Origin of the sequence: Rathayibacter tritici (genome assembly GCF_001641005.1) — a bacterium.
In the GTDB taxonomy this organism is placed as follows: domain Bacteria; phylum Actinomycetota; class Actinomycetes; order Actinomycetales; family Microbacteriaceae; genus Rathayibacter; species Rathayibacter tritici.
Map to the genome: position 1 here is coordinate 205,186 of NZ_CP015515.1, position 24,172 is coordinate 229,357.

A 24,172-nucleotide genomic window follows, 5' to 3' on the forward strand; every position below is an offset into this window, starting at 1 on the left:
GAAGGAGCACCGTGAACGCGGACCTAACCTCTATCGAAATTTGCACCGGTGCGGGAGGCCAGGCCCTCGGCTTGGAGCAGGCAGGCTTCGCCCACGAAGCTCTCGTTGAGCTCGAGCACGCGGCTTGCCAGACCCTCAAGCTCAACCGCCCCGAGTGGAACGTCATGGAAAAGGACCTCCTCACCTGGTCAGGCGCCGATTACAAGGGTGTCGACCTGCTCGCGGGCGGCGTACCCTGCCCGCCGTTCTCCAAGGCAGGCAAGCAGCTCGGCGCGGAGGACGAGCGCAACTTGTTCCCGAAGGCTATCGAGCTGGTCGATGAAATTCGCCCCAAGGCCGTCATGTTCGAGAACGTCCGAGGACTGCTCGACGCCGTCTTCGACATGTACCGCCTCGATGTCGAAGGTCAGCTCAAGAAGATGGGCTACACGGGAGGATGGCGCCTTATAAACGCCTCTGACTACGGGGTTTCGCAACTGCGGCCCCGCGTCATCTTCACCGGAGTCCGGAACGAATACGCCGATGACTTTCATTGGCCGACGCCCCAAGAAGCCACTCCTCTGACCGTGGGCGAACTGCTGCACGACCTGATGGCAGCCAACGGCTGGGAGGGTGCTGGCGAGTGGGCGAGGAACGCTTCCACCATTGCACCCACGCTGGTTGGTGGGTCTAAGAAACACGGCGGACCGGACCTCGGCCCTACTCGCGCAAGAGCGGCTTGGGCGATGCTGGGTGTGAACGGTAAGTCCCTCGCCGACGAAGCCCCTGAGTCCGGCTTCGAGGGGATGCCGAGGCTGACCGTTCGCATGGCTGCACGTCTTCAGGGCTTCCCCGATGAGTGGAAGTTGTTTGGCCGAAAGACGGCTGCATACCGGCAGGTTGGAAACGCCTTCCCGCCGCCTGTTGCCGCGGCAGTCGGAAATCAAATCAGCGCAGCGTTGACAAAGCGCCGACTCCACGCCGTCGCGTAGTGGAGCTCAATCGCAGTACGGCTGCGTTTGCTGAGGCTCGTCGCCAGTTCCACGCGGGTCTGCTGATGGGATCGATTTTGACCCTTAGTGACAATGGCGTGCCCAGTAACGCCGACAGGAATAACACCACGAGCGTCAAATACGCCAAACGGATGGCCGAGAGTCTCCGTGTAGAGACAATTGCCGAGCGACGAGCGGGACAAACTTCCGGGAACGAGTTCGAGTCGGCCACCGCGGCTTTCCTCAACGCAACCTTCCCTGCGCTGCAAGCCCTTCGTCCCGGAGACTGGGAAATCAGGAAGGTCGGCGGGCGCGGAGCGGCCGCACAGGCCTCTGTCTTTGAGCAGTACGCGCATCTCGTCGAGCTCAACGCTGCCGTGCGAGCCAATCCTCAGCTGCAAGCGGTGCTCGGGAACGGGTACACCATCGCCCCTGACATCGTCGTGTCGCGCGCGCCAGTCGACGACAGGGTAATCAACGCTCAGGAAGTCCTCGTCGACGAGACCGTTGCTCTCCACACGGCTATGCGGTCATCGAATCAGACCCGCCGCATCTTGCACGCGGTCGTGTCCTGCAAGTGGACGATCCGAAGCGATCGAGCGCAAAACTCGCGCTCAGAGGCTCTCAACTTGATCCGCAACAGGAAGGGTCGACTCCCCCATATCGCCGTCGTCACGGCTGAACCGCTTCCCTCGCGGATCGCATCTGTGGCGCTTGGTACAGGCGACATCGACTGCGTCTACCACTTCGCTCTCCCGGAGCTAGTTGAAGCTGTAGAGCACGAAGGTCACGGAGACGCTACCGAATCGTTGCACATGATGATCGAGGGAAAGCGACTCAAAGACATCGCTGATCTGCCCCTCGACCTCGCTGTTTGAGGCTTACGTGACCCTAATGGAAAGCAGCGTATGCAGCGGTTCGCTTCCTGATCTTTGGTCATCCCTCACGTCTCCCGTAGCGGCTACATGACCGACCTGCTCCTGCATTTGGTCGGTGCCTCAGGGCAAGGCGCGACGAACTTGATGACAGCCCTCGAACAGCTCTGCCTCGTCTATCCCGAGCACCTCAACCATTACCGCTAAACCCGAGACTCCGCCCACTTACACACACAACTTGACAAGCTCCGATTACCGGTCGCTCTACGTCAAGACCCGCGGGGTTTTGCGCGCTGACCTCGCGAAACAGCTCTCCACGCACCGCACCGCCCGCAAGAGCAGCGGCTCGACCAGGCCCGTCTCGCCTTACCGGACGGCGTTCATAATCTCCGACCGTCCCGCGGAGATTGAGGACCGCGCGGTCCCTGGGCACTGGCAGGGCGATGTGATGATCGGCGTCGGCTCGCGGTCCGCGATCGGAACCCTCGTGGAACGGACCACCCGTTACACGATCCTGCTGCATCTGCTCGGAGATCACACCGCGGACACAGTCGCTACGGCGATGGTCACCGCGATGAAAGACCCCCCGAACAGCTCCGCGGGTCGATCACGTGGTACCGCGGCACCAGACTCGCCGACGACCGTCGCATCACGAAAGAGCTCGACACGCCCGTGTTCTTCTGCGACCCGCACTCCCCCTGGCAGCGCGGCACGAATGAGAACACCAACCGCCTCTTCCTGCACTGGGTCGAGAAAGGCTCCGACCTCGCTCACTGGGCACTACAAGAACTCGTACACGTCGCCTCGGCCTTGAACCACCGACCCGGCCCACCCTCGAAATGAAGGTCCCCATCGCCGCCTTCGCCGCCCTGCTCGAACAAGAAGCAGCAGAGTAAACACAACGCGTTGCAACGGCCACTAGATACTGCCCCGGCCGGAGGCGTCATAGATCGCATCTCGCGGAGGGCGACGTGGGCCTGGTCGACGCAGTCGCGCTCCCGGAGCTCCCTCTCCTCCGTGTCCCTCGTCCTGGGTCGGCTGCGGTGGCGCGGAGCCCGTCGCGCCCGGGGGCCGTCGCTTAGGCTCTCTGCAATGAGCACCACGTCCGCCTCTCGCCGCGCCTCCGGCAGGCCGCGCCGCCGTCGCGGCCTCTGGATCACGCTGATCGTCCTCCTCGTCCTGCTGATCGGCGCTGTCGTCGTTGTGCTCCTCGGGGTGCGCACCTACGACAAGGCGATGACGGTCCGCGACAAGCTCACCGAGGCGATCCCGCTGGTCTCGCAGGTCACCGGCAAGCTCACGGCGTTCGACACCTCGGGAGCGGAGGCGACGGCCGCGCAGATCGCGACGCTCACCGGTGAGGCGCGGGACGAGACCGACGACCCGGTGTGGCGGGTGATGGAGGTCGTCCCGTACCTCGGCCCGAACCTGTCCGCCGTCCGTGCCGCGACAGAGATCGCCGACGACATCTCCGGCAAGATCGTCACTCCGCTCTCGACGACCTCGCTCGACATCCTCAAGCCGGTCGGCGGCAAGGTCGACCTCGCCGCGATCACCGAGCTCTCGCAGAAGATCACGGTCGCCAAGGGAGTCGTCGATGAGGCGCAGGCCCGGGTCTCGGGGGTCGACCGTGAGCAGCTCGTCCCGCAGGTCTCCTCCGCCCTCGACTCCTTCAGCCCGCAGCTGGCCACGGCGACCGCGGCGATGGACCAGGTCGAGCCGCTGACCGCGATCCTGCCGGATTCGCTCGGCGCCTCCGGCCCGCGGCACTACCTCGTGCTGTTCCAGAACCTGGCAGAGTCCCAGGCGCTCGGCGGCGGCGCCTCCTCGGTGATGCAGCTCGACGTTGACGGTGGTGCGATCTCGATCGGCCGCCAGCAGTCCAGCTCGGACTTCAGGGGCCTGGAACCGGTCACCGTCGAGGAGAGCGCGCTCGACACCATCGGCCCCAACCTCGCGACGACCTTCAACGTCTCGACGAGCCGGCCCGACTTCCCCACCGCGGCGTCGATCGCCTCGCAGTTCTGGGCCCAGAAGTTCCCCGAGCAGAAGATCGACGGCGCGCTCGCCATCGACCCCGTCGCCCTCTCCTACCTCCTCGCCTCGACCGGCCCGGTCACTCTCACCGACGGCACGGTCCTCACCAGTGACAACACCGTCTCGACGCTGCTCAACGAGGTCTACTTCCGCTACCCCGCCTCCGTCGTCGGCGAGCGGACGGATGAGTTCTTCTCCGAGGCGAGCGCCACGATTCTGGGCAAGATCCTCGGCGGAGAGATGGAGCCGACGACGATGCTGCCGGCGATCGTGAAGGCGGTCGGCGAGAGTAGGATCCTGGCCTTCAGCTCGGACGCCGACGAGCAGGCGCTCCTCTCGCCCACCCCGATCGCGGGCGTGCTGCCGGGCTCGACCGCCGAGAGCACGACGACGGGCGTGTTCTTCCAGGACGCGTCCCGCGGATCGAAGATGGACTACTACCTCAAGACGGCAGTCGCGCAGTCGAGCGTCGATCGTTGTGCCGCGTCCGGCGCGGTCTTCTCGACGTCCGTCACCGTCACGAACACGATCACGAAGTCCGTGGCTCAGGGCCTGCCGGCCTACGTCGCCGCGGCGGGTGGTCGGGGCCCGTATCCGCTCGGCGACTTCGTGACCAACATCTACGTCTACGGTCCTCCCGGCACGAGTATCGCCGAAGCGTCCTGGGGCGACGGCACCGGTTACGACCCGCAGACGTTCGAGGACCTCGGCCGTCCCGTCTCCAAGGTCGCCGTGCAGCTTGCGCCGGGGGAGTCCAAGACGTTCGACGTGCAGTTCAGCGCCGGTGAGAGCACAGGTTTCGGGAACCAGGCCGTGCGCGTCACTCCGATGATCAATCCGACGACGGTGACCGTCAGCGACGAGCCCGGCTGCGGCTGAGGGCCGCCCGGCTCGGCGCTACGCCAGCGCCGAGCCGGGAATCGAGCTGGTGACGAGCCAGGAGGCGAGGAACGCGGCGCCGACGCAGAGTGCGAATCCGACGATCGGGATCCAGAACGAGCGACGGCCGACGAGGTGTCGGATGACCGTGACGCCGACGGCGATCAGCGTCAGGGCGGGTGGAGCGAGGAGCGCGATCGAGACGCCCCAGTCGATCCGGTCGAAGTCGCAGGCGAAGTTCTGGCCCTCGCACTGAGCGGGGAAGACGGAGAGGACCGCGGCGAGATAGCCCAGCACGATGCAGAGTAGGCCGAGCGCGAGGCAGCCGAGGACGGAGAGCACCAGGTCCCAGCGGCGCCGGTGCGGCTTCCCGGCGGCGATGATCTCGCGGACGGAGCGGTACGCGTCCGTGCGGAACTCGTCCCGGGCGGCGGCGGGCCGGGCGGGAGCGGGCCGGGCGGGAGCGGGGCGGGCCGGAGCGGCCGTGGCGCCCTGAGGCCGCGCGCGCTTCTTCTTCGACGAGGCCATGCTCAGAAGATCATCGGACGGTCGTCGTCCAGGGTCGTCTCGAGGTCGAGGTCGACCACCACGGGCACATGGTCGCTCGGGGCGTCGCCCTTGCGCTCGTCGCGGTGGATCGATGCTCCGGTGACCAGCTCGCCGAACGCGGGGGAGCCGAGCACGAAGTCGATCCGCAGACCCTCGTTGCGCGGGAAGCGCAGCTGCTTGTAGTCCCAGTAGGTGTAGCCCTCGGGGACGAGCGGGCGAACGACGTCGCGCAGGCCCGCGGCCCCGAAGGCGGAGAAGGCCGCGCGCTCGGGGACCGAGACGTGCGTGGATCCGGGGCCCAGGCTCGGGTCGCCGACATCGCTGTCGAGCGGAGCGACGTTCCAGTCGCCGACCAGCGCGAGGGGCAGATCGGGCTCAGCGGCCAGCCATTCGCGAGCGCTCGCCGCAAGGGCCGCGAGCCAGTCGAGCTTGTAGTGGTAGTGCGGGTCGTCGACCGCGCGGCCGTTCGGGACGTACAGGCTCCAGACGCGGACTCCGTCGACGGTCGCGCCGATCGCGCGGGCCTCGAGCGGGTAGCTGCCGTCAGCCGCCGGCTCCTTGGCGAATCCGGGCATGCCGGGAAACCCGATCTGTACGTCTTCCATCGGCAGTCGGGAGGCGATGCCCACACCGTTCCACTGGCTGAGGCCAACCATCTCGACGTGGTAGCCGGCGTCGGCGAAGGCCTCGTGCGGAAACTGTTCGGGCTTGCACTTGAGCTCCTGCATGGCCAGCACGTCGATGTCCTCGCGCACGAGCCAGTCGACGACGCGGCCGGTGCGGGCCCGGATGGAGTTCACGTTCCAGGTGGCGATGCGCATCCTGAAAGTGTAGGAGCCGCCGCCGACACGTCGGCTTCGGGCGGATGAGAGGCGGGTATCCGCTCATCGGATTGCGGAACGGGTGTCGGTGGTCGATGGTTGACTTGCCGCGTTCCTGAGCGGCCGCCTCCGCCCCACCCCCCTGCCCGCCCCGGAGGACCCATGATCCTGCTCCGACTCGCGTCGTCGTACGCGAAGCCCTACCTGCGCTGGGTGGTCGCCGTCGTCGTGCTGCAGCTCGTCGCGACGCTCGCCGCCCTCTACCTGCCGAGCCTCAACGCCGAGATCATCGACCAGGGCATCGGCCGCGGCGACACCGACTTCATCTGGGCCACGGGGATGACCATGCTCGGCGTCTGCCTGGTGCAGGTCGCGGCGGCGATCGCCGCCGTCTACTTCGGCGCCCGCACCGCGATGTCCGTCGGTCGCGACCTGCGCCGCGACGTCTACCGCCGCGTCGACTCGCTGAGCGGGCTCGAAGTGGGCGGCTTCGGCACCGCCACCCTGATCACCCGCGGCACGAACGACGTGCAGCAGGTGCAGATGCTCGTGCTGATGACCCTCAACTTCATGGTGTCCGCACCGATCATGTGTGTCGGCGGCATCGTCTTCGCGCTGCGCGAGGACGCAGGGCTCTCCTGGCTGGTCTGGGTGTCGGTTCCGCTGCTGTTCGTCGTCGTCGGCGTCCTGGTGTTCCTGCTGCTGCCGCTGTTCCGCCTGATGCAGGACCGGATCGACGGAATCAACAGCGTGCTCCGCGAGCAGATCACGGGCATCCGCGTGGTGCGCGCCTTCGTGCGCGAGCCGTTCGAGTCGGAGCGGTACCGCAGAGCCAACGCGGCGATCACTGAGGTGTCGATCAAGGTCGGCAACATCTTCGTGCTGATGTTCCCAGCGATCATGATGATCCTGCACCTCGCCACCGCCGCCGTGCTGTGGTTCGGTGGGCAGCGGGTCGACGCCGGTCAGATGCAGGTGGGCTCGCTGACCGCGTTCCTGCAGTACCTCCTCCAGATCCTCACCGCGGTGATGATGGGAGTCTTCATGGTGATGATGATCCCGCGTGCGGTCGTCTGCGCCGAGCGGATCCAGCAGGTGCTCGACGCTCGCACCAGCCTGACCACCCCCGAGGGCGGTGTCCGGACGCCGACGGGCGGCCGCGTCGAGTTCTCGGGGGTCGTCTTCGGCTACCCGGGTGCCGAGCGCCCCGTGCTCTCGGGGATCGACGTCGTCGCGGAGCCGGGCCGCACCACCGCCGTCGTCGGCTCCACCGGCGCTGGCAAGACGACGCTGCTCGGCCTCGTGCCGCGACTGTTCGACCCGCAGGAGGGCACCGTCACGATCGACGGCGTGCCCGTCTCCTCCCTCGACCGGGCGCAGCTCGCCCAGGTGATCGGGCTCGTCCCCCAGCGGCCCTACCTCTTCTCGGGCACGATCGCCTCGAACCTGCGCTTCGGCCGGCCCGACGCGACCGACGCCGAGCTCTGGGAGGCGCTGCGCATCGCCCAGGGCGAGGACTTCGTGCGGAGGAAGGAGCACGGGCTCGACGAACCGGTCTCGCAGGGCGGGACGAACGTGTCGGGCGGGCAGCGCCAGCGGCTCTGCATCGCGCGCGCGCTCGTTGCCAGGCCCCGGGTCTACCTCTTCGACGACTCGTTCTCGGCGCTCGACGTCGCGACGGATGCGCGGCTGCGGGAGTCGCTGGCCCAGGCCACTACCGACGCGACCGTGATCATCGTGGCGCAGCGGGTGTCGACGATCCGCCACGCCGACCAGATCGTCGTGCTCGACGCGGGCCGGGTGGTCGGCCGCGGCACGCACGACGAGCTCTGTGAGACGAATCCGACCTACCGCGAGATCGTCGAATCCCAGTTGAGCGTCGAAGGAGTGTCCTGAGATGGCGCGCGCACGCGAGACGACCGCCGCCACGTCCACCGCCGCGGAGACGGAGTCCCTCGAGCCGGAGTTCGACCCCGGCGAGGGCGACGGCGGGATGTTCGGCGACGGACCGCCCGCCCGCAAAGCCCAGAACTTCTGGCCCTCCGCCAAGCGCCTGTTCGCGCTGCTCGGGCCCGAGCGCGCGCGGATGATCCTCGTGGTCGCCCTGGTCTCGCTGTCGGTCGTCCTCACCGTCATCGCCCCCAAGATCCTCGGGCAGGCGATGGACACAATCTTCAACGGAGTGATCGGCTCGGGTCTGCCCGCGGGCGTCCCGCTGGAGCAGATCATCGAGCAGCAGCGCGCCTCGGGCAACGGCACTTTCGCCGACATGCTCTCGAAGACCGACATTGTTCCCGGTCAGGGCATCGACTTCGTGGTGCTCGGCCGCCTGATCATCGTCGTGCTCCTGATGTACGTGGTCGCGTCGGTGCTGATGTGGGCGCAGGGCTACCTGCTCAACGGGCTCGTGATGCGCGTGGTCTACGGTCTCCGCCAGGACATCGAGGCCAAGCTCAACCGGCTCCCGCTGCGCTTCTTCGACACTCGCCAGCGCGGTGACGTGATGTCGCGCGTCACCAACGACGTCGACAACATTCAGACGGCGCTTCAGCAGGCCTTCTCGCAGCTGGTGCAGTCGGTGCTGACCATCATCGGAATTGCGGCAATGATGTTCATCGTCTCCTGGCAGCTCGCGCTGATCGCGCTGGTCTCGATCCCGCTCTCGGGCGTGATCGCGGGAGTGATCGGCGCCCGCTCGCAGAAGCTCTTCGCCGCGCAGTGGAAGAACACCGGCGCGCTGAACGGCCACATCGAGGAGACCTTCTCCGGCCTCGAGATCGTCCGCGCCTTCGGCCGCGACCGCGAGATGCTCGAGGAGTTCGATCGCCGCAACGACAGCCTCTACACCGCATCGTTCGGCGCCCAGTTCGTCTCGGGCATGATCATGCCGGCGATGACGTTCGTCTCCTACCTCTCCTACGTGCTGATCGCCGTGGTCGGCGGCCTGCGCGTCGCCTCCGGGCAGCTGACGCTCGGCGACGCGACCGCGTTCATCCAGTACTCCCGCGAGTTCACCCAGCCGGTGACGCAGCTCGCGAGCATGGCCAACATGCTCCAGTCGGGCGTCGCGTCGGCCGAGCGCACCTTCGAGCTGCTCGACGCCGAGGAGCAGGATCCGGAGACGGCCACCGCGTCGCTCCCGCAGCGCACCGATGGGCACGTCGAGTTCGAGAGCGTGTCCTTCTCGTACGACCCGGAGCAGCCGCTGATCGAGGAGCTGACCTTCTCGGCGCAGCCCGGGCAGACGGTCGCCATCGTCGGCCCCACCGGAGCCGGTAAGACGACGCTGGTGAACCTGGTCATGCGCTTCTACGAGCTCACCGGCGGGCGGATCCTGGTCGACGGAGTCGACATCACCAGCCTCGCCCGCGGCGACCTGCGCTCGCGGGTGGGCATGGTGCTGCAGGACGCGTGGCTCTTCGAGGGCACGATCCGCGAGAACATCCGCTACGGCCGCCTGGACGCGACCGACGACGAGATCGTCGATGCGGCGAAAGCCACGATGGTCGACCGCTTCGTCCGCCGACTGCCCGGCGGTTACGACACGGTGCTGGACGCCGACGGCGGCAGCGTCTCGGCCGGTGAGCGGCAGCTGATCACGATCGCTCGGGCGTTCCTCGCCAATCCGTCGCTGCTGATCCTCGACGAGGCAACCTCTTCGGTGGACACCCGCACCGAACTGTTCGTGCAGCACGCGATGAACGCGCTGCGCACCGACCGCACCTCGTTCGTCATCGCACACCGTCTCTCGACCATCCGCGACGCCGACACCATCCTGGTGATGGAGTCGGGTTGCATCGTCGAGCAGGGCGCGCACGAGGCGCTCCTGAAGCAGCGGGGTGCCTATTACGAGCTGTACATGACCCAGTTCCGAGGAGGCGCCGACGAGGCGGGCGAGCACGCCGCAGCGGGCGCGCTCCCGGGCGGGGGAGGGGGCGCCCCGTAGAGTAGGCGCGTGACCGACGCACGCCACCAGCTCATCGAGTACATCGGCTCCGATGCCGTCTTCCACGGGGACTTCACCCTCACCAGCGGCGCACAGGCGTCGTATTACGTCGACCTGCGGCGGGTGAGCCTCGACCACCGCGTCGCCCCGCTGATCGGGCAGGTCATGCTCGACCTGATCGCGCCGATCGAGCGCGTCGACGCGGTCGGCGGCCTCACGATGGGAGCCGATCCGATCGCCGCCGCGATCCTGCACCAGGGCGCCGCTCGGGGGCTCTCCTACGACGCGTTCGTCGTGCGCAAAGAGCCCAAGGACCACGGCCGCGGTCGGCAGGTCGAGGGCCCCGACCTCGAGGGCAAGCGCGTCGTGGTCGTCGAGGACACGTCCACCACCGGTGGTTCCCCGCTGACGGCGATCGAGGCCCTGAGAAAGGTCGGCGCTGAAATCGCCGGAGTCGCCGTCGTTGTCGACCGTGCGACCGGGGCCCGCGAGATCATCGAGGACGCCGGCTACCCGTACTTCGCGGCGATCGGTCTGGCCGACCTCGGCCTGAGCTGATGGTCGACAAGGGTGGACGCGACGGAGGCTCGGATGAGCACCCGGAGCCGGAGGACCGCGAGATCGAGGGCCGGGAGTCGACTCCTCACGGGAACGAGCGTCCCGAGCCGGATCGTCCCGTCGGCAGTAGCGAGTGGCTGCTCCAGCAGCTCAGCGGTGGCCGGCTGAAGAGCATCTTCGACTCGCCTCGGCCCCCTGCTCCGGTGCAGCGGCCGACGGAGGACGGTGCCGGATCGGCGGTGAACGGATCCGAGGCGGCGGCGGCCGACGCACCGAGCGCGTCGGCGACGTCGGGGTCGGAGCGACCCGTGGAAGCCGAGTCCGCACCGCGCCACGGCCCTGCTGCTCCGGTCGGTCTCTGGCCGGGAGAGCCCGTGCTGAGTGCGGCGCCCGCACCCGTCGAGGACGGCGAGTCCGGCGACACGTCTGCCGACGACTCAACCCCGGATCGCGCCGACGCCCCTCCCGCCGCCGATGCCCCCCTCGCCGCCGATGCCCCTCCCGCCGCCGACGGCCGCCCCACCGGCGCGACCGCGCCCGCCCCCCGAGAGCCGGCCCCGCCCGCCGTCTACGAGTGGCCTGACCCGCGTGGCAACTGGGACCAGCCGCCCGTGTGGGAGCAGATCGTCGCCCCGCGCGATGAGCCCGATAGGGACGGTGGCGACGAGGAACTCTGGCGGGAGACCGCGGGCGCCTACGCGTGGGACCTTGAGCCGGCGTCCGAGCCCGCCGTCGCCGCCGAAGCGGCTCCCTTTCGCACCGCGCCCGCGGCCGCGCACGTCAACGCCGCCGCGCCGCGCACGTCCCGCTCGGCCCGGTCCCGCCCCGGGAGCCGCGAGCGAGAATCCGCCCCCGTCGGACCGCCGCTCTGGCGCACCCTCAGCCGGCGGCGCCTCCTGATCGCGTTGATTGCGGCGGGCGCCGTGATTCTGCTCGCCGTGCTCTTCGCCATCGGCATCGCCGTCGGGAGCGCCGGTGATCAGCCCGACCCGCAGGCTGCCCCGGCCGTCAGCGAGACGCCCACCAATGCGACGCCCGCGCCGACCGGGGCCCTGCCGACGGTCGGCCCGCTGCCCGCCGGTACCTGGGCGTGGAGGGCGATGCTCGGCGGCGAGTGCGTGCAGCCCTTCGACTCCGTCTGGGCGGAGGAGTTCACCGTCGTCGACTGCGCGACCGCCCACTCCGCTCAGCTCGTGGCCAAGGCCGAGCTGACCGACGCCGCCTTCCCCGGCCAGGAGGCGCTGGCCGTCACCGTCTCCTCGCTCTGTCAGGCGCAGGGCGTCGTGAGCATCTCCGCGGCCGAGGCCTACGGCGACGTGCAGGTGTCCGGCGCGTTCCCCGTCACCCAGGAGCAGTGGGACGCGGGCGAGCGCAGCTACTACTGTTTCGTCAACCGAGCAGGCGGCGGCGAGCTGACCGGTTCCCTGGCCGGCAGCCCCGCAGGCTGATCCGCGTGCCCTGCGCTCTCGGGCCGACCGCGACCGCACACGCGCAGTAGGGTTGCCGATCGTGCAGGAGAACGAGGCGACCCCCGCGGCGGGACCCACCGCCTCCGTCGAGCTCACCACGAACGGGGTCGGCCCCTGGCTGGGCGAGTGGCCGGAGGATGACCGTCTCGACCCGGAACTGCTGGAGCGCGGCGACGCGCGCAACGTGGTCGACCGGTTCCGCTACTGGCGGATGGACGCGATCGTCGCGGAACTCGACCGCACCCGGCACCCGTTCCACGTCGCGATCGAGAACTGGCAGCACGACATGAACATCGGCTCGATCGTTCGCAGCGCCAACGCGTTCGGCGCGGAGAGCGTGCACATCGTCGGTCGGCGGCGCTGGAATAAGCGCGGCGCGATGGTGACCGACCGCTACCAGCACGTCCAGCACCACGAGACGGTGGCCGATCTCGTGCAGTGGGCGGCGGAGGCGGAGGTGCCGCTGATCGCGATCGACAACGTCCCCGGTTGCGTGCCGCTCGAGACCTACCGCCTGCCCGAGCGGTGCCTGCTGCTGTTCGGGCAGGAGGGGCCCGGGCTCTCGGAGGACGCGCTGGACGCCGCCGAGGCCGTGCTCGAGATCTCCCAGTTCGGCTCGACCCGCTCGATCAACGCGTCAGCGGCGGCCGCCGTCGCGATGCACGCCTGGGTGCTCCAGCACGTCCGCTTCTGAGCCCGGCGACGCCGCCGCCCGCGTCTCGTGGGGAGCCACCGCGCCGACGAGAGTCAGACCGCAGACTCCGGTGGGAACTCCGACTCGAGCGGCTCCGCCGACAGGAGCTCGTGCACCCCGCTCAGCACCTCGTCCGGTCGGAACGGGTAGCGCTCCATCTCGGCCTCGTCGCTGATGCCCGTCAGCACCAGCACCGTGTGCAAACCCGCCTCGATACCCGCGACGATGTCGGTGTCCATCCTGTCGCCGATCATCCCCGTGTTCTCGCTGTGCGCGCCGATCTTGTTCATCGCCGAGCGGAACATCATCGGGTTCGGCTTGCCGACGACGTACGGATCCTTCCCCGTCGCCTTCGTGATCAGCGCGGCAATCGCCCCCGTCGCCGGGAGCACGCCCTCGGAACTCGGACCCGTGGCATCCGGATTGGTGACGATGAAACGGGCCCCCGCCACGATCAGACGGATCGCCTTCGTGATCGCCTCGAAGCTGTAGTTGCGCGTCTCACCCACGACCACGTAGTCGGGCGCAGTCTCGGTCATGATGAAGCCGGCCTCGTGCAGCGCGGTGGTGATCCCCGCCTCACCGATCACGAACGCGCTTCCGCCCGGCTTCTGCGACGCGCAGAAATCCGCGGTCGCCAGAGCACTCGTCCAGATGCGCTCCTCCGGCACATGCAGCCCCGACCCGCGCAACCGCGCCGCGAGGTCTCGTGGCGTGAAGATCGAGTTGTTCGTCAGCACCAGGAACGGCGTCCCCGAGTCGATCCACTCCTGGATCAGCTCGGGCGCACCGGGGAGCGCCTTGTTCTCGTGCACCAGCACACCGTCCATGTCGGTGAGCCAGGCCTCGACTTCACTGCGGTTTGTCGCCATGCGTTGATGCTATCGGCGGCGCCCCTCCGCGCGACGGCGATGGCGGGAGGATCAGCGGGGCCCGCTGCTCCGCGGTGCTCACTGCCCCGCGATCCTCTCCGTCGCGGCGGCACCGTGGAGCAGCGCCAGGCCTGCGCCGGACGGTCGGCTCCCAGACCCGGACAACCGGGAGCGGGATAGCCTGGCAGCATGACTGGCGAGAACCTGCTGGGCCCCGAACCGACGCTCCTCCCCGAGGAGCCCGCGGTCACCGCGGCCCTCACCAAGCACGCGGACCCGGGAGCCGTCGAATTCGCCGCCCTCGCCGCGGCCTATCCGCGCTCCCCACTGGCCTGGGCCCTCCTCGCCGACAGCGTCTGGGGCATCGACGCAGCGCTCCCCTCCTACGCCTACGCCCGCGTCGGATACCACCGCGGCCTCGATCTCCTCCGCGCTGCCGGCTGGCGCGGCCAGGGCCCCATCCCCTGGCGGCACGGACCCAACCGCGGTTTCCTCCTCGCCCTCTACGCCCTCCGCCGCGCCGCCGAATCGATCGGCGAGACGGAAGAGGTCGCCCGCCTCACCCAGTTCCTCGAGCAGGCCGACCCGGCCGCCATCGAAGAGATCGAGCGGTACCACGAGGACGCGTTACCCCCGACCGCCTCCATCATCATCCTCGGCAACGACTAGGCGCCGCCCGGGGACGGTTCTGGCGGTGTTGTCCGCCGTTACGGCTCCCTCCTCCGCCTTGCCAGAACCGCGGCCGGGGCGACGCCTCACGCGGGTCTGACAGTGACTGGGCGGCGGCTGCGAGTGTCGAGTCGTATCGCGTGTGCAGTTGTTGTCGGTGCGCGTGATCGAGTGGTCGGTTCGGTGGAGTCGACATGCGTTCGGCGGGGGCGTTGGCGGCGGCCAGGGCGTTGCGCCTGCGCGTCCTGTTTGGTGGTGCGTATCCCACGAGATCAGCCAGGCGGGGAGTGTTCCGCTCGCGGCCCCTTCAGCGGGCGGGTGATCGGATGGGTCATCTGCGGCGCTCCGTGACCCGCGAATCCGGGCGCTGCTATGGACGCTCGGAGCGTCTCGCTGGGCGATCCCCATACGGGACGCGCTGGGAGCTCTCGTGGCCTGCCTGCACACCACTGGTGTTCGGCCGAGCCATCATGCGTCTTGCTCAGCCCTGGGCGGTAGATCGTCAGGCTTCAGAGTGGCGGTGCGATCGGCAGCGATGACGTAGCGCAGTTGCGCCACGGCTTCGAAGCCGTTGAAGCCGGGCCGGAAGACCACATCATCGTGTATGAGAAGTGCCCAGTAGCCCTCGCGGTTGACCATGACCAACACGTCGCCCGGAGTGGTTACCTCCACTCGGTTGGACATCGGAAGGGCAGCGAGGTCGACGAACGCCTTCGTTTGGTCTGCATCCGCAGCGATCAGGCCGATGTTGCCGATCCGATCGTTGTAGTGGCGCACGCGCTTCTCTCCGCCCGGTCGGGGTCCGCTGCCAGACAGGTAGTCCAACTGGAGTTCAAAACGGGTCTCGTCGCTTCCGATGGCGAAGCGGCCGGAGTTCTCGTTCATGTTCACCTCAATCGCCGCGCTGGTCCGCCCGTCGTGCCAACGAGCGGGATCATTTCGGATCGCAGTCCTGGCCTGTGCTTCGGTTGCACTGACGAACGGGTTGCGTCCCAACGCGGGAGCAATTTCGATCGGGACCCCGTGCAGGTCGCGGAGCAGCCGCTCGTAGGCGTACTCGTGATCATCGCGGAAGTCGATCCACTGTCTACCGTCCAGGTATGCAGGCGGGACAGGCTTCCCCACCACAGTCCCAGAATCTGGGACGACAGGGATTACTCGATTCCCTCCCAAGTCGCGGTAGACGGTCGGGGAGACGATGGTCGTCTCCGTGCCAACACCAGAAGGCTGTTCGCCGCGGTTGTCGGCCTTCGGGCCGTAATCATCGGAGAGCACGACTAGAACCCGGGCCGACGGAGCGCGGTACCGCTCCATGAACAAGTTCAGGTCGTGCCCGAGACGCACGTCCCAACGGTCGAGATGGACGTCAACTCCATTGGCACGCAATCGCCGAGCTAGGTCCGCGACCCAGGCGACGTGCTCTGTGGATGCCCAGGAATATGAAACAAAGGCAACCGGCGGATCGGGCTGCTCAGAAGCTGGCGAGGTGTGCACGTCTCAGTGTGACCGCCTACGAGACCAAAGACAAGCGTAAACGCGCCAAATCGCCATCCCCGACGTCCGGAGCAAGATCCCCTTACGGAACGCCTCGCACCACTTCAACGACTCCGTTGTGCCCCGCTAACCTCGACCCGTAGGGTGGCGTCGTGGCCACCCTCTCCTCGAACGTGTTTACCCCTGGTAAAAACACGACCCTGACCTACGTCGACCGCAAACACGACGATGCCGCTGCAACTTTGCGCAAGCACATCCGGCGTGGTGGCTCACTCGTTTCCGTCATCGGCCCTACCAAAATGGGCAAGACCGTGTTGGCGCAGCGCGAGGCGCCGAACGCGTTCACGATCCAGGGACACGCAATTCAGAAGGTCGATGACTTCTGGATGCGGTTTGCCGGGTACTTGGGCATCCCCAGCGAAAAGTCGCAGTCGAAGGTGACGGGCGACAGAAGCAAATGGAACCTGCTGAGCCGGTTGGGGATTTTCGGAATTGGCGAGGCAGGAGCGGAAATCGGTGGTGAGCACACTTTGGATGTAGGAGCGTCTTCAAACACCATTATCAACGCCGAGCAAGCCGCTCACGAGGCCGTCGAGATCGTCATTGCGAAGGGCGGCAGGGTGACGGTCGTGGTCGATGACTTCCACTTCATCCCTCGAGAAGTTCGTGTGGCACTTGTGCAAGCACTTAAGCCTCTGGCTTACGTGGGCGCGACCGTAATCCTAATAACTCTGCCGCATCGCCGCGCCGAGACCACCGATCTCGTCTCAGATATGACCGGCCGCACGGCCCTTGTCGAAGTGACCCCCTGGGCACAGACCGATCTAGCCGAGATCGCCTCCCTCGGCTTTCCTGAACTCAACCTGACGGATCTCTTTGGCCTCGGCGATCGGCTAGCGGCGGCAAGTTACGGCAGCCCTCAGATCATGCAGCAGCTCTGCCTTGAGCTGGTCGAGACGGTCAATGAAGTTTTGGAGCGAAGCGACACGCCGAAAGCCCTCGTAGCACCCAGCGACTGGGCAGAATTTCACCGAGAAGTGCGCGACGAGGGTGCGATCAAGTGGGTTCAACGATTCATTGGTGGGCCATCAGTTCGAGGTCAGAAGAGGAAAAAACACCAGCTCCTCGACGGCCGGACCTTTGACGGCTACCAGGTCATCATCGCTGCATTGAAAGAGCTGGGCCCCCCTCTCGACCTTTCCCTCGTGGAGCTGAACGTGAAGATCGACGCGATGCTCAAGTCCTCGAAGTCGGGTGATGTCACGGTCGGTGGCAAGCTGGCGCAGATGAGCGAGCTTGCGTCCAAGCCGCTGAAGGCCAAGCTTAAAGAGGCCGAGGACGAGAACGCGACCGCTGCCGACATCTTCGAGGCGGGATCAGACGATGACCCCGCTGGGGGCACGCCGCAGCCCGTGTTCGAGTACATGCCCGACGATGTCGGGAAGACAATTCATATACTCGAACCGTACGTCGCTTACACAATTCGCTGGCACGTCGACGCCCTGCTGGCCTGACTCCCTACGCCAGGAACTGCGCGTTGCTGGCTTCGCAAGTTAGATGCTAGACCAAAGTCTGCTTTTCCTAGAGCGGCAGCTGCGTGTGAGCGTTGACGAGTTCGTCGGGAGCTGCGCTCGGTCTATGGGCGCACGTTCGCCCGCTGACATCAGATCTCGCCCGCTGAGTGCAGCGGGGTGAGAACGCCGTCACGAGCCGCTGTGGGCCGCCTTGAGCGACGGTGACTTGAAGCGATCAAAGACGCCTCCACATAGCGGGCAATTCCACACCCCGCGGCTCATCCAGTGCTCTGCACGTGTCCCGGTGGACGATCCCCACACGGGACAAACTACCGCACCGGGCGTCTGTGAGCAGCCGCCACACCGGCCCGAGGGATGTGCACGGTCATCGGGTGAAGCATGGTCTACCGGCGGCGCCGCGAGAGAGCCCAGCCTACGAAGGCCAGCCCTGCGACGATGAGGACGATGAGGCCAACGAGGATGATCACCTGGGTGGAGGACATTGTTGCGAACATTCGCATTCCTTAATTCAGAAGGCGGAATGGCCGTCCGCTCGATAAGCGGACGACCATTCCGGGAATGGTTGAGATTAGGGCGATACTACCGATGCACTCGTTCCGGAGGCGACGAGCCGGATGGAGCCGGTGCTCCCGGCGAGGTCCGCGGTCGATCCGTAAGTGAAGTATAGCCGCGCCTCAGCGGGTGACGTGCCCTCGGTAGCGTTCGTGATCGAGACGGTCGGGGTGTCGCCGAAGGTTCCGGCGACAACCGAGGCATTCTCGTTCCATACACGCTGAATAGATGCCTTGCCGGTGTTGCTCAGGGTGAAGTTGGCGGAGAAGCTTCCGGAGTAGAGCGAGCCGGTGTAGTTAATCGAGCAGTTCACGTACGGAGCCGTGCCGACCGAAGTCAACGACTCGCACCCAGTGATTCCGTCACCAAGCGTGTAGCTCCCATCGGTCGCCGCGACCGTGGAGGTCCGCAGGTGGTCATCTTTCGAGCTTGTCGCGGCGCGAGGAAGGGCAATAAAGGAGCCGTCCTCGTAACGCTGCACCGAGACACTCACGCCATCGACAGTCATCACATCCCTGGTCGTCGGGTTTGTGTCGGTATCAGCATCCAACGCGATCCCGTCCTTCGCCTTCTGGATGATCCCTTCGGCGGTCGACCCGGTGACGTCGTACTTCGCGAGATGCTCGCGGATCTTTGCGTCGGAATCGGAGGAAATTGCCGACTGACTCGATGTCGCGCTAGCGGCTTCTGCCGCCATCGCAGGCGTCGCCCCCATCAGTCCCATGCTCGCGACGAGCGCGGCGGGAATCATGGCCTTTTTCATCCAAGAGTTCTTATTGTTAGACATGGTCAACTCCCCAGCCATCGCTCCCTTCCCGAATTTCGGAAAGAACCTTAGGCTTCCTGTTGCCTGTCTACTGGTCTACTCCCGCGGCCCAAATATTGCATTCAGGCTTTGCTCAGCTTTACGTCCAGCTTCATCATGAGCCCTGCAACGCGGGCCCTCAAGCAAATCCTGAGAAACTGCTGGGCAGCTCCCTGGCCGCGCGGATCGAACTCCGGGCCCGCAGTTATTTTGGTCACGAACGAGAGCGCCTGCCGGAGGGTTGCCTTTCAGCCCCCTGGGAAGATGGCCCTGGCCTCCACGGCGGACGCCCACACCCACAGGCGCCGTGTGGATCCGTCTTCACTCCATTCGACCATCACCGCTCGGCGGGACCAGGCGAGCGCGAGCCCAGCGACTCGTACCGACGTCGCGGGGTATCGGATCCACGCCCAGACGGGCCGCGGAACACTCGCCCAGGTCGGCCGCTGTCGAGTCTTGTCGAGTTCCTCCTCAGTCAAGCCGAGGGGAGAGCCATGGTGCACGAACTCCGCGATACGACGGTCGACCTGCGCCCCGACGTGGCGCTCGTAGCGGCGATTCGTACCCATGAGGAGAGTAGAACAGCCGTTCGAGTGATGAAAAGGTTCGGCGGCCTCTTCGCCTCACATGCCCATCATCAGCGCGACGCGGCCGACGCGAGCGGACCTCGACGCCGCCGCACTCCCCCGCCGTGTCGGGTCATCCGGCAGCAGCTCCTTGAGGCCGTAGGACCACGCTCGCGTGGTCCTACGGCGAACCCGCGAAGCGCTCTAGAGGGTCGAGGGGGCTTCTTACTCGGTGCGGGGTGTGGCTGCGTTGCGCAGGTGGAACCTGCCGTCGACGAGCGGCCCATACCTGCTCGATCCGCTCCCCTGACGGTCGCGGACCTCTTGCGGTGGTGCTCATGGATGACGCCACGTTGGTCGCTGGCCGCGCCGCCGGTGGACACGACCAGGCTGCGGTGGAAAGGTGAGGTTATGACGAAACCGTGGACCAAGCTCGCGCGGGCCGCGCGGATCAGCAACGGCATGGTCTGGTTCGGGTTGTCGCTGATGCTCTTCTCTATCGCCGGCGAGCAGACCTATGCGGCGTTTACCGGTGAGTGGTTCACCCTGCTCGGGTGGGCGCTAATCGTCGCTGTGGCTACCGGCCTGGCGGTGGTCGGGGTTATCGAGAACCGGAACATCCGGGCGGGGAGAGAAGAACAAGCCGCGTCCTCGCCGCTGACCACCGCCCGAGCGCGCGTGGCTGTTTCGCGCGCATGACCCGGGGGCCGAGGGGGCTTTCCGCCACGCGCTCAGAGCGCGAGCGTGTGGAGGATCAGGGTCGTGGAACCGAGGGGCTTTGGGAAGTCGGTGTAGTCGAGGGTCGCGCGACGGTTGCTGATGAGGTCGAGGGCGATCAGCTCCTCCTCGGACTCATCACTCATGCCGCCCGGTTCGGCCTCCCACTCGCGGAGCACCTGCCGGTCGGCGCCGAGGACCTTCCACAGTCCCCAGGCGTGGGCGGTGGGGCCGGTGGTCTCGTATGTGAAGACGAGGGCGGTCGCGGTGGGCCAGCCGTAGGCGGTCGCGGTGACGATCAGTGCTCGCGCTGCGGCGGCGGTCGTGTCGGCGTCGCCGGTCGCGGCCGCGGTGTCGACGGCGACCTCGGCGGCTCGCAGCGTCGGGTCGTCCTGGCGCGGGTCGACGAGGAGGGCGGGGCGGGATCCGGTGGTCGTGGTGGTCATGGTGCGGCCTCCCTGTGCAGCAGTCGGACAAGAGGCGGGGACCGGCGCGAGCCGGTCCCCGCCGGAGGGGGCTAGTTGAGCCCTGCGGCGTCGGCGGGGGTGCTGTCGCCGGTGACGATCTGCTCGACCGGGGAGAGCGCGTACCCCCAGGCCGCGAGCTGGCGGAAGTGGGCGGCGGTGCGCTCGTCGCCGCGGCGCCCGGCCGCGACCGGTCGCTCAGCGGGCGGGCTCACCGGTGGCGGGCACTACATCCAGCAGATGGAGGGCCGGGAACGCATCAACCCGAGGACGACGACCGATGTCACACTCGCTCCCAGCGGAGTGGACGTCGCCGTCTTCTTCTTTCAGCCTTGGCGCTCCTAGGACGACGACGACGCAGCCGCAGCATCAGAACGACAGCGATCGACACGCATACGCTCCGGTGAGTCACCGGCTATCGGAGGTCAGCGTGAATCGGACGCGGTCAATGTCAGACTGTCTCGGTCCGAATCAGCTCACGTGAGATTTCCTAGGGGGACCGGCCATGACAGGCACTCTCGATGCGCGACTGGACAGCATCTTCGCTGCCCGGAACCGGGAGGACATGCGTCCCACGATCGACGCTCTTCTCCCCCTCTACGACGAGCACCCCGAGAATCCCCGGGTCGTCTACGAGCTCGGCGGCGCCTACGACACGGCGGGAGAGGAAGCGACCGCTCTCGGTTTCTACGAGCGGGCGATGGAGCTGGGACTGAGCGGAGACATCCGCCGCCGCTGCTACCTCCAGTACGGCAGCACCCTCCGCAATCTCGGTCGGATCGAAGATTCTCTGGCGTTGTTCGCACGAGCGCGGGACGAGTTCCCGGGCTCCGTTGCCCTTGGAGTGTTCGAGTCCCTCACGCTCCACGCTGCCGGACAGGTGAACACCGCACTCGCGAGCCTGCTCACCCTTCTGGCCGACCACGTCGACACGGCTGAACTCGACCGGTACAAGCCGGCGATGCGAGGCAACGCCGAGTACCTCACGTCGCTCGACGCGCACTCACACTGAGCGTCCCGACGCCCTGATTGAGTTCGGAGCCATCGCTGCCGTTATCCGATGACCGACCCACTGGACGTCCGGACACCGATCTCCTTGCAGGAAGCCGCTCATCTCGAAGCGCTCACGCTGCGAGGAGTTGCGGCGCTGTGGTCGTCGTTTGAGGAGCCTTTGGGGCAGTGTGCACTGGTGCAGGTTCCTCTAAAGGCGGCCCCGAAGCGGGCCGAGGGTGTGTAGGTCCGATTGTCTCGGAACATCGCCCAGATCATGTCGAGGCGGCGCCGCGCAGGGCCGAGGCCCGCAATGCCGGCAAGCCGGTCGGCGCTGACGTACACGCTGAGGTCAGCGCCCGAAGAGCCCGGACGAGGGCGGACCATCATCGAGAAGTTCGAGGATCATGGAGGCGACACCCCCCACCGCGGCAGAGCCATCGCGGATGGGGTCGGTTCCATCGACACCGAGAGCGTGCAACGCATCGCCGAGGACATCCTCGAGGGCGGTCACGAGGCGTTCCTGCAGCGACAACACCGCTACGGCTACTAACGCGCGGTGACGAGGGAACTTACGGTTCCGTCACCTTCTTTCGGGAGTAAGTACAGGTCCCGGAGCAGCGAACGAACTCTGCCGTGTCACGTTGCACACGCGGGTCCGCGGCTCCGCGGTTCCGCGGGGTTCCCTCAGTCCGCAACCTGCGGCGCGGGTGCCGTCGGTGACGTAGCGGCATGGGTTCGGCATCCAAGGGCCGCGGAATGACGCCACCCGAGGAGCGCGGAGTCACCGCACTGGAAAACGAACGAGGGCCCCGTCTCAGCGACGGGGCCCTCTCATTTCGTTTGTCCATGGGGGGAGGCCGAAGCCCGCGAGTCCCACGGCTCATGGTGAGTATTGTAGCGTGCGATGGTGCCAGCAGCTAGTCCGATCGACGACACCGCGATCAGCGCCGCTCTCAGCGGTCCGCGTGCCTCGACCTACGTCGCGGCTGTCGGAGGAGATCTCGCGCGGGCGATGACGTTGTACGGGTGGAACGCGCGCGTGTCGGCCGCCCTGATGCTTCCTTCGCACTTCTCCGAGGTGACGACCCGTAACGCAGCAGCCGACGTGCTCGAGCAGGTCTACGGGCCGCGATGGCCTTGGAACTCCACCTTCTTCGGCAGCCTCCCGAACCCAGGTCCTGGCGGCGGTTTCAACCCTCGGCGCGAGCTATCGCACGTTCGAAATGTGCAACCGACGACAGGTAAGGTGATCGCCGAGTTGAAGTTCGTCTTCTGGCAGAAGCTCTTCACGGGCCGCCACGATGTTCGACTCCGGCAACCGCACATTGCTGCGGCCTTCCCACAAGCGCCGACCATGTCCGCGGACGCGTTGCGGAACCGTATCTACGGGGATCTCGAAACCCTCAGGCGTCTGCGAAACCGACTTGCTCACCACGAACCAATTTTCACTCGCAATCTCGGCGATGATCTCAATCGCATGCTGGATCTCATCGGGCTTCGAAGCGCTCCGGCAACCCGATGGGTAAAGGCAATGGAAGACGTGACCAGCGTGATCGCAGAGCGTCCCTGAGATCGTGCATGGGCCTGTCGCGCTTGTCCAATAACTGACCGTATGTCGGTTCTGGGGCTGATGCCGATTACAGTTGCACGTTGCGTGCGTAGCCGGACGCTCGGCGTTCCGCTGATCGATTCCATACGAGACGATGGCGGCCACCTCAGTGGTATAGAGGTACAGCTAGTCCGTTTGTTCGAGCCGCGGGGAGAGGGCATCGGGGGCCTCGAGAGCGTCCAGAGAGCGCTTCGGGGTCGTTCGCTTGCGGGGGGTGAGTTCGCTGACGAGCGCACCGGCGACGATGAGGGCGGCGCCCGCGACGGCGATCGGAGGCAGCCGGTCACCGGCGATCCGTCCGATGATCGCCGCCCATACCGGTTCAGCGGCGTAGATGATGGTCGCTTTCGTTGGGGAGACCGACCGTTGAGCCCAGTTCATCGTGACCTGGATGAGGCAGCTCGCGGCTCCTAGGGCCACGGCTGGTGCGACCCACACCCAGGAGAACGCGGGTGGCTGCTCGCCGGAGACGGGCATGGTCAGGAATCCGAGAAGGCCTGCGACGAGCAGTTGCACGACCGTCACGCGGCCGAGGTGCACGCGTCCTGCGAACCAGCCGATGAGGACGATCTCGACCGCGATCGGGAGGGTGCTGATCACCGTCGCGATCTCTCCGAAGCCGAAGACGAAGCCGACACTCCCCGGGTCGGCGACCAGGATCAGTCCGACGAATGCGCAGGCCACTCCGATCCAGGTCAGGAGCCGCGGCGGCTTGCGGAACACGATCCACTGGAGGATTGGCACGAGGGGGACGTACATCGCGGTGATGAAGGCCGAGGTGCTGCTGGTGATCGTCTGGAGGCCCACGGTCTGCAAGCCGTAGCCGAGGAAAATCATCGCGCCGATTGCAGAGCCCGCGCCCAGCTCCTTCCCGGTGATGCCGCGCAGCACACGAGCGAACAGGAGCGCGCTGATGATCCCGGCGGTGGTGAATCTCACGCCGACGAAGAACCACGGGCCGCTGTACTGCACCGCGATGTGCACGATGAGAAACGTTGCACCCCACACCGCTGTGACGGCGGTGAGAGCGACCTCCTGCTTCGAGAGCAGGCTTCTCCGGGAGAGCATGTGCACCATGCTGCACACTCTATGGTGCA

22 protein-coding genes are annotated in these 24,172 nt (G+C 66.8%); 14 read left to right on the forward strand and 8 right to left on the reverse strand.

Translation table 11 applies throughout. The features are described 5' to 3' along the window. Positions 1 to 11: 11 nt before the first annotated feature. The 3 genes from A6122_RS00895 to A6122_RS00905 all read left to right on the forward strand — a co-directional run bounded on the left by A6122_RS00895 (position 12) and on the right by A6122_RS00905 (position 4,762). Positions 12 to 971 (forward strand): DNA cytosine methyltransferase, encoded by a 960-nt coding sequence (locus A6122_RS00895; RefSeq protein ID WP_068250475.1) that lies wholly within the window; start codon positions 12 to 14, stop codon positions 969 to 971. Further along, positions 971 to 1,849 (forward strand): NgoMIV family type II restriction endonuclease, encoded by an 879-nt coding sequence (locus tag A6122_RS00900; protein ID WP_084415722.1) that lies wholly within the window; start codon positions 971 to 973, stop codon positions 1,847 to 1,849. Before A6122_RS00895 ends, A6122_RS00900 begins: the two co-directional genes overlap by 1 nt. Before the next feature lie 1,089 nt (positions 1,850 to 2,938). Continuing rightward, positions 2,939 to 4,762, forward strand: coding sequence for a DUF4012 domain-containing protein (locus A6122_RS00905; protein WP_068250478.1), 1,824 nt, complete (start codon positions 2,939 to 2,941; stop codon positions 4,760 to 4,762). Between the two features lie 18 nt (positions 4,763 to 4,780). Here the strand turns inward: A6122_RS00905 and A6122_RS00910 are convergent, their stop codons facing one another. Both A6122_RS00910 and A6122_RS00915 read right to left on the reverse strand, forming a co-directional pair. Then, entirely contained in the window at positions 4,781 to 5,290 is a 510-nt protein-coding gene (locus A6122_RS00910; protein ID WP_068250481.1) for a DUF6264 family protein, read from the reverse strand. Positions 5,291 to 5,292: 2 nt separating this feature from the next. Beyond that, complete coding sequence (locus tag A6122_RS00915) at positions 5,293 to 6,132, reverse strand: exodeoxyribonuclease III (RefSeq protein WP_068250485.1); 840 nt, start codon at positions 6,130 to 6,132, stop codon at positions 5,293 to 5,295. A 162-nt stretch (positions 6,133 to 6,294) separates the two neighbouring features. On the opposite strand from A6122_RS00915, the gene A6122_RS00920 reads away from it, so the two are divergent. From A6122_RS00920 to A6122_RS00940, 5 genes are all read left to right on the forward strand, one after another. Continuing rightward, positions 6,295 to 8,028, forward strand: a complete 1,734-nt coding sequence (locus A6122_RS00920) for an ABC transporter ATP-binding protein (RefSeq protein ID WP_068250488.1) — start codon at positions 6,295 to 6,297, stop codon at positions 8,026 to 8,028. A 1-nt stretch (position 8,029) separates the two neighbouring features. After that, a complete protein-coding gene (locus tag A6122_RS00925; protein WP_068250491.1) occupies positions 8,030 to 10,078 on the forward strand; it encodes an ABC transporter ATP-binding protein in 2,049 nt (682 codons plus the stop codon). 9 nt (positions 10,079 to 10,087) lie between these two features. Continuing rightward, complete coding sequence (gene pyrE, locus A6122_RS00930; RefSeq protein WP_068250494.1) at positions 10,088 to 10,636, forward strand: orotate phosphoribosyltransferase; 549 nt, start codon at positions 10,088 to 10,090, stop codon at positions 10,634 to 10,636. After that, positions 10,636 to 12,084, forward strand: a complete 1,449-nt coding sequence (locus A6122_RS00935; protein WP_068250497.1) for a septum formation family protein — start codon at positions 10,636 to 10,638, stop codon at positions 12,082 to 12,084. The genes pyrE and A6122_RS00935 overlap by 1 nt, the downstream gene beginning before the upstream one ends. A 61-nt stretch (positions 12,085 to 12,145) precedes the next feature. Next, positions 12,146 to 12,799 carry a TrmH family RNA methyltransferase gene (locus A6122_RS00940; protein ID WP_068256789.1) on the forward strand — a complete coding sequence of 218 codons (654 nt, stop codon included), beginning with the start codon at positions 12,146 to 12,148 and terminating at the stop codon, positions 12,797 to 12,799. Positions 12,800 to 12,852: 53 nt separating this feature from the next. Here A6122_RS00940 and A6122_RS00945 read toward each other — a convergent pair whose 3' ends face one another. Next, complete coding sequence (locus tag A6122_RS00945; protein ID WP_068250500.1) at positions 12,853 to 13,671, reverse strand: HAD-IIA family hydrolase; 819 nt, start codon at positions 13,669 to 13,671, stop codon at positions 12,853 to 12,855. A 189-nt stretch (positions 13,672 to 13,860) separates the two neighbouring features. Here A6122_RS00945 and A6122_RS00950 point away from each other — a divergent pair, with 189 nt between their 5' ends. Beyond that, a complete protein-coding gene (locus A6122_RS00950; protein WP_068250503.1) occupies positions 13,861 to 14,340 on the forward strand; it encodes a DUF3151 domain-containing protein in 480 nt (159 codons plus the stop codon). 468 nt (positions 14,341 to 14,808) lie between these two features. On the opposite strand, the gene A6122_RS00955 is transcribed toward A6122_RS00950, so the two are convergent. After that, the gene (locus tag A6122_RS00955) at positions 14,809 to 15,834 is read right to left on the reverse strand and encodes a toll/interleukin-1 receptor domain-containing protein (protein ID WP_084415723.1); all 1,026 of its coding nucleotides are present in this window, start codon (positions 15,832 to 15,834) and stop codon (positions 14,809 to 14,811) included. Positions 15,835 to 15,986: 152 nt separating this feature from the next. Here A6122_RS00955 and A6122_RS00960 point away from each other — a divergent pair, with 152 nt between their 5' ends. Continuing rightward, positions 15,987 to 17,348 (forward strand): hypothetical protein, encoded by a 1,362-nt coding sequence (locus tag A6122_RS00960; RefSeq protein WP_068250509.1) that lies wholly within the window; start codon positions 15,987 to 15,989, stop codon positions 17,346 to 17,348. Positions 17,349 to 17,937: 589 nt separating this feature from the next. On the opposite strand, the gene A6122_RS00965 is transcribed toward A6122_RS00960, so the two are convergent. Continuing rightward, positions 17,938 to 18,684, reverse strand: coding sequence for a hypothetical protein (locus tag A6122_RS00965; RefSeq protein WP_146085027.1), 747 nt, complete (start codon positions 18,682 to 18,684; stop codon positions 17,938 to 17,940). 1,019 nt (positions 18,685 to 19,703) lie between these two features. Between A6122_RS00965 and A6122_RS00975 the strand changes: the two genes are divergently transcribed. Then, positions 19,704 to 19,991, forward strand: coding sequence for a hypothetical protein (locus tag A6122_RS00975; RefSeq protein ID WP_104261817.1), 288 nt, complete (start codon positions 19,704 to 19,706; stop codon positions 19,989 to 19,991). Positions 19,992 to 20,023: 32 nt separating this feature from the next. Here the strand turns inward: A6122_RS00975 and A6122_RS00980 are convergent, their stop codons facing one another. After that, positions 20,024 to 20,455 carry a hypothetical protein gene (locus A6122_RS00980; protein ID WP_068250519.1) on the reverse strand — a complete coding sequence of 144 codons (432 nt, stop codon included), beginning with the start codon at positions 20,453 to 20,455 and terminating at the stop codon, positions 20,024 to 20,026. Between the two features lie 71 nt (positions 20,456 to 20,526). Beyond that, on the reverse strand, positions 20,527 to 20,688 hold the full coding sequence (locus A6122_RS16255; RefSeq protein WP_157593768.1) for a hypothetical protein: 162 nt from the start codon (positions 20,686 to 20,688) through the stop codon (positions 20,527 to 20,529). 290 nt (positions 20,689 to 20,978) lie between these two features. Here A6122_RS16255 and A6122_RS00985 point away from each other — a divergent pair, with 290 nt between their 5' ends. From A6122_RS00985 to A6122_RS15405, 3 genes are all read left to right on the forward strand, one after another. Beyond that, positions 20,979 to 21,485 carry a tetratricopeptide repeat protein gene (locus tag A6122_RS00985; protein ID WP_068250522.1) on the forward strand — a complete coding sequence of 169 codons (507 nt, stop codon included), beginning with the start codon at positions 20,979 to 20,981 and terminating at the stop codon, positions 21,483 to 21,485. A gap of 291 nt (positions 21,486 to 21,776) precedes the next feature. After that, positions 21,777 to 22,016, forward strand: coding sequence for a hypothetical protein (locus tag A6122_RS00990; RefSeq protein ID WP_068250525.1), 240 nt, complete (start codon positions 21,777 to 21,779; stop codon positions 22,014 to 22,016). Positions 22,017 to 22,370: 354 nt separating this feature from the next. Next, a complete protein-coding gene (locus A6122_RS15405) occupies positions 22,371 to 23,036 on the forward strand; it encodes a hypothetical protein (RefSeq protein WP_084415724.1) in 666 nt (221 codons plus the stop codon). Between the two features lie 165 nt (positions 23,037 to 23,201). Here A6122_RS15405 and A6122_RS00995 read toward each other — a convergent pair whose 3' ends face one another. After that, a complete protein-coding gene (locus A6122_RS00995) occupies positions 23,202 to 24,152 on the reverse strand; it encodes a DMT family transporter (RefSeq protein ID WP_084415725.1) in 951 nt (316 codons plus the stop codon). Positions 24,153 to 24,172 lie beyond the last annotated feature (20 nt).

Excerpts from the sequence above, each read along its gene's own strand:
- A6122_RS00905 (WP_068250478.1), top strand. The coding sequence starts at position 2,939 with ATGAGCACCACGTCCGCCTCTCGCCGCGCCTCCGGCAGGCCGCGCCGC.
- A6122_RS00910 (WP_068250481.1), bottom strand. The coding sequence starts at position 5,290 with ATGGCCTCGTCGAAGAAGAAGCGCGCGCGGCCTCAGGGCGCCACGGCC.
- A6122_RS00915 (WP_068250485.1), bottom strand. The coding sequence starts at position 6,132 with ATGCGCATCGCCACCTGGAACGTGAACTCCATCCGGGCCCGCACCGGC.
- A6122_RS00920 (WP_068250488.1), top strand. The coding sequence starts at position 6,295 with ATGATCCTGCTCCGACTCGCGTCGTCGTACGCGAAGCCCTACCTGCGC.
- A6122_RS00925 (WP_068250491.1), top strand. The coding sequence starts at position 8,030 with ATGGCGCGCGCACGCGAGACGACCGCCGCCACGTCCACCGCCGCGGAG.
- A6122_RS00935 (WP_068250497.1), top strand. The coding sequence starts at position 10,636 with ATGGTCGACAAGGGTGGACGCGACGGAGGCTCGGATGAGCACCCGGAG.
- A6122_RS00945 (WP_068250500.1), bottom strand. The coding sequence starts at position 13,671 with ATGGCGACAAACCGCAGTGAAGTCGAGGCCTGGCTCACCGACATGGAC.
- A6122_RS00950 (WP_068250503.1), top strand. The coding sequence starts at position 13,861 with ATGACTGGCGAGAACCTGCTGGGCCCCGAACCGACGCTCCTCCCCGAG.
- A6122_RS00965 (WP_146085027.1), bottom strand. The coding sequence starts at position 18,684 with ATGAAAAAGGCCATGATTCCCGCCGCGCTCGTCGCGAGCATGGGACTG.
- A6122_RS00975 (WP_104261817.1), top strand. The coding sequence starts at position 19,704 with ATGACGAAACCGTGGACCAAGCTCGCGCGGGCCGCGCGGATCAGCAAC.
- A6122_RS00980 (WP_068250519.1), bottom strand. The coding sequence starts at position 20,455 with ATGACCACCACGACCACCGGATCCCGCCCCGCCCTCCTCGTCGACCCG.
- A6122_RS00985 (WP_068250522.1), top strand. The coding sequence starts at position 20,979 with ATGACAGGCACTCTCGATGCGCGACTGGACAGCATCTTCGCTGCCCGG.
- A6122_RS00990 (WP_068250525.1), top strand. The coding sequence starts at position 21,777 with ATGCCGGCAAGCCGGTCGGCGCTGACGTACACGCTGAGGTCAGCGCCC.
- A6122_RS15405 (WP_084415724.1), top strand. The coding sequence starts at position 22,371 with ATGGTGCCAGCAGCTAGTCCGATCGACGACACCGCGATCAGCGCCGCT.
- A6122_RS00995 (WP_084415725.1), bottom strand. The coding sequence starts at position 24,152 with ATGGTGCACATGCTCTCCCGGAGAAGCCTGCTCTCGAAGCAGGAGGTC.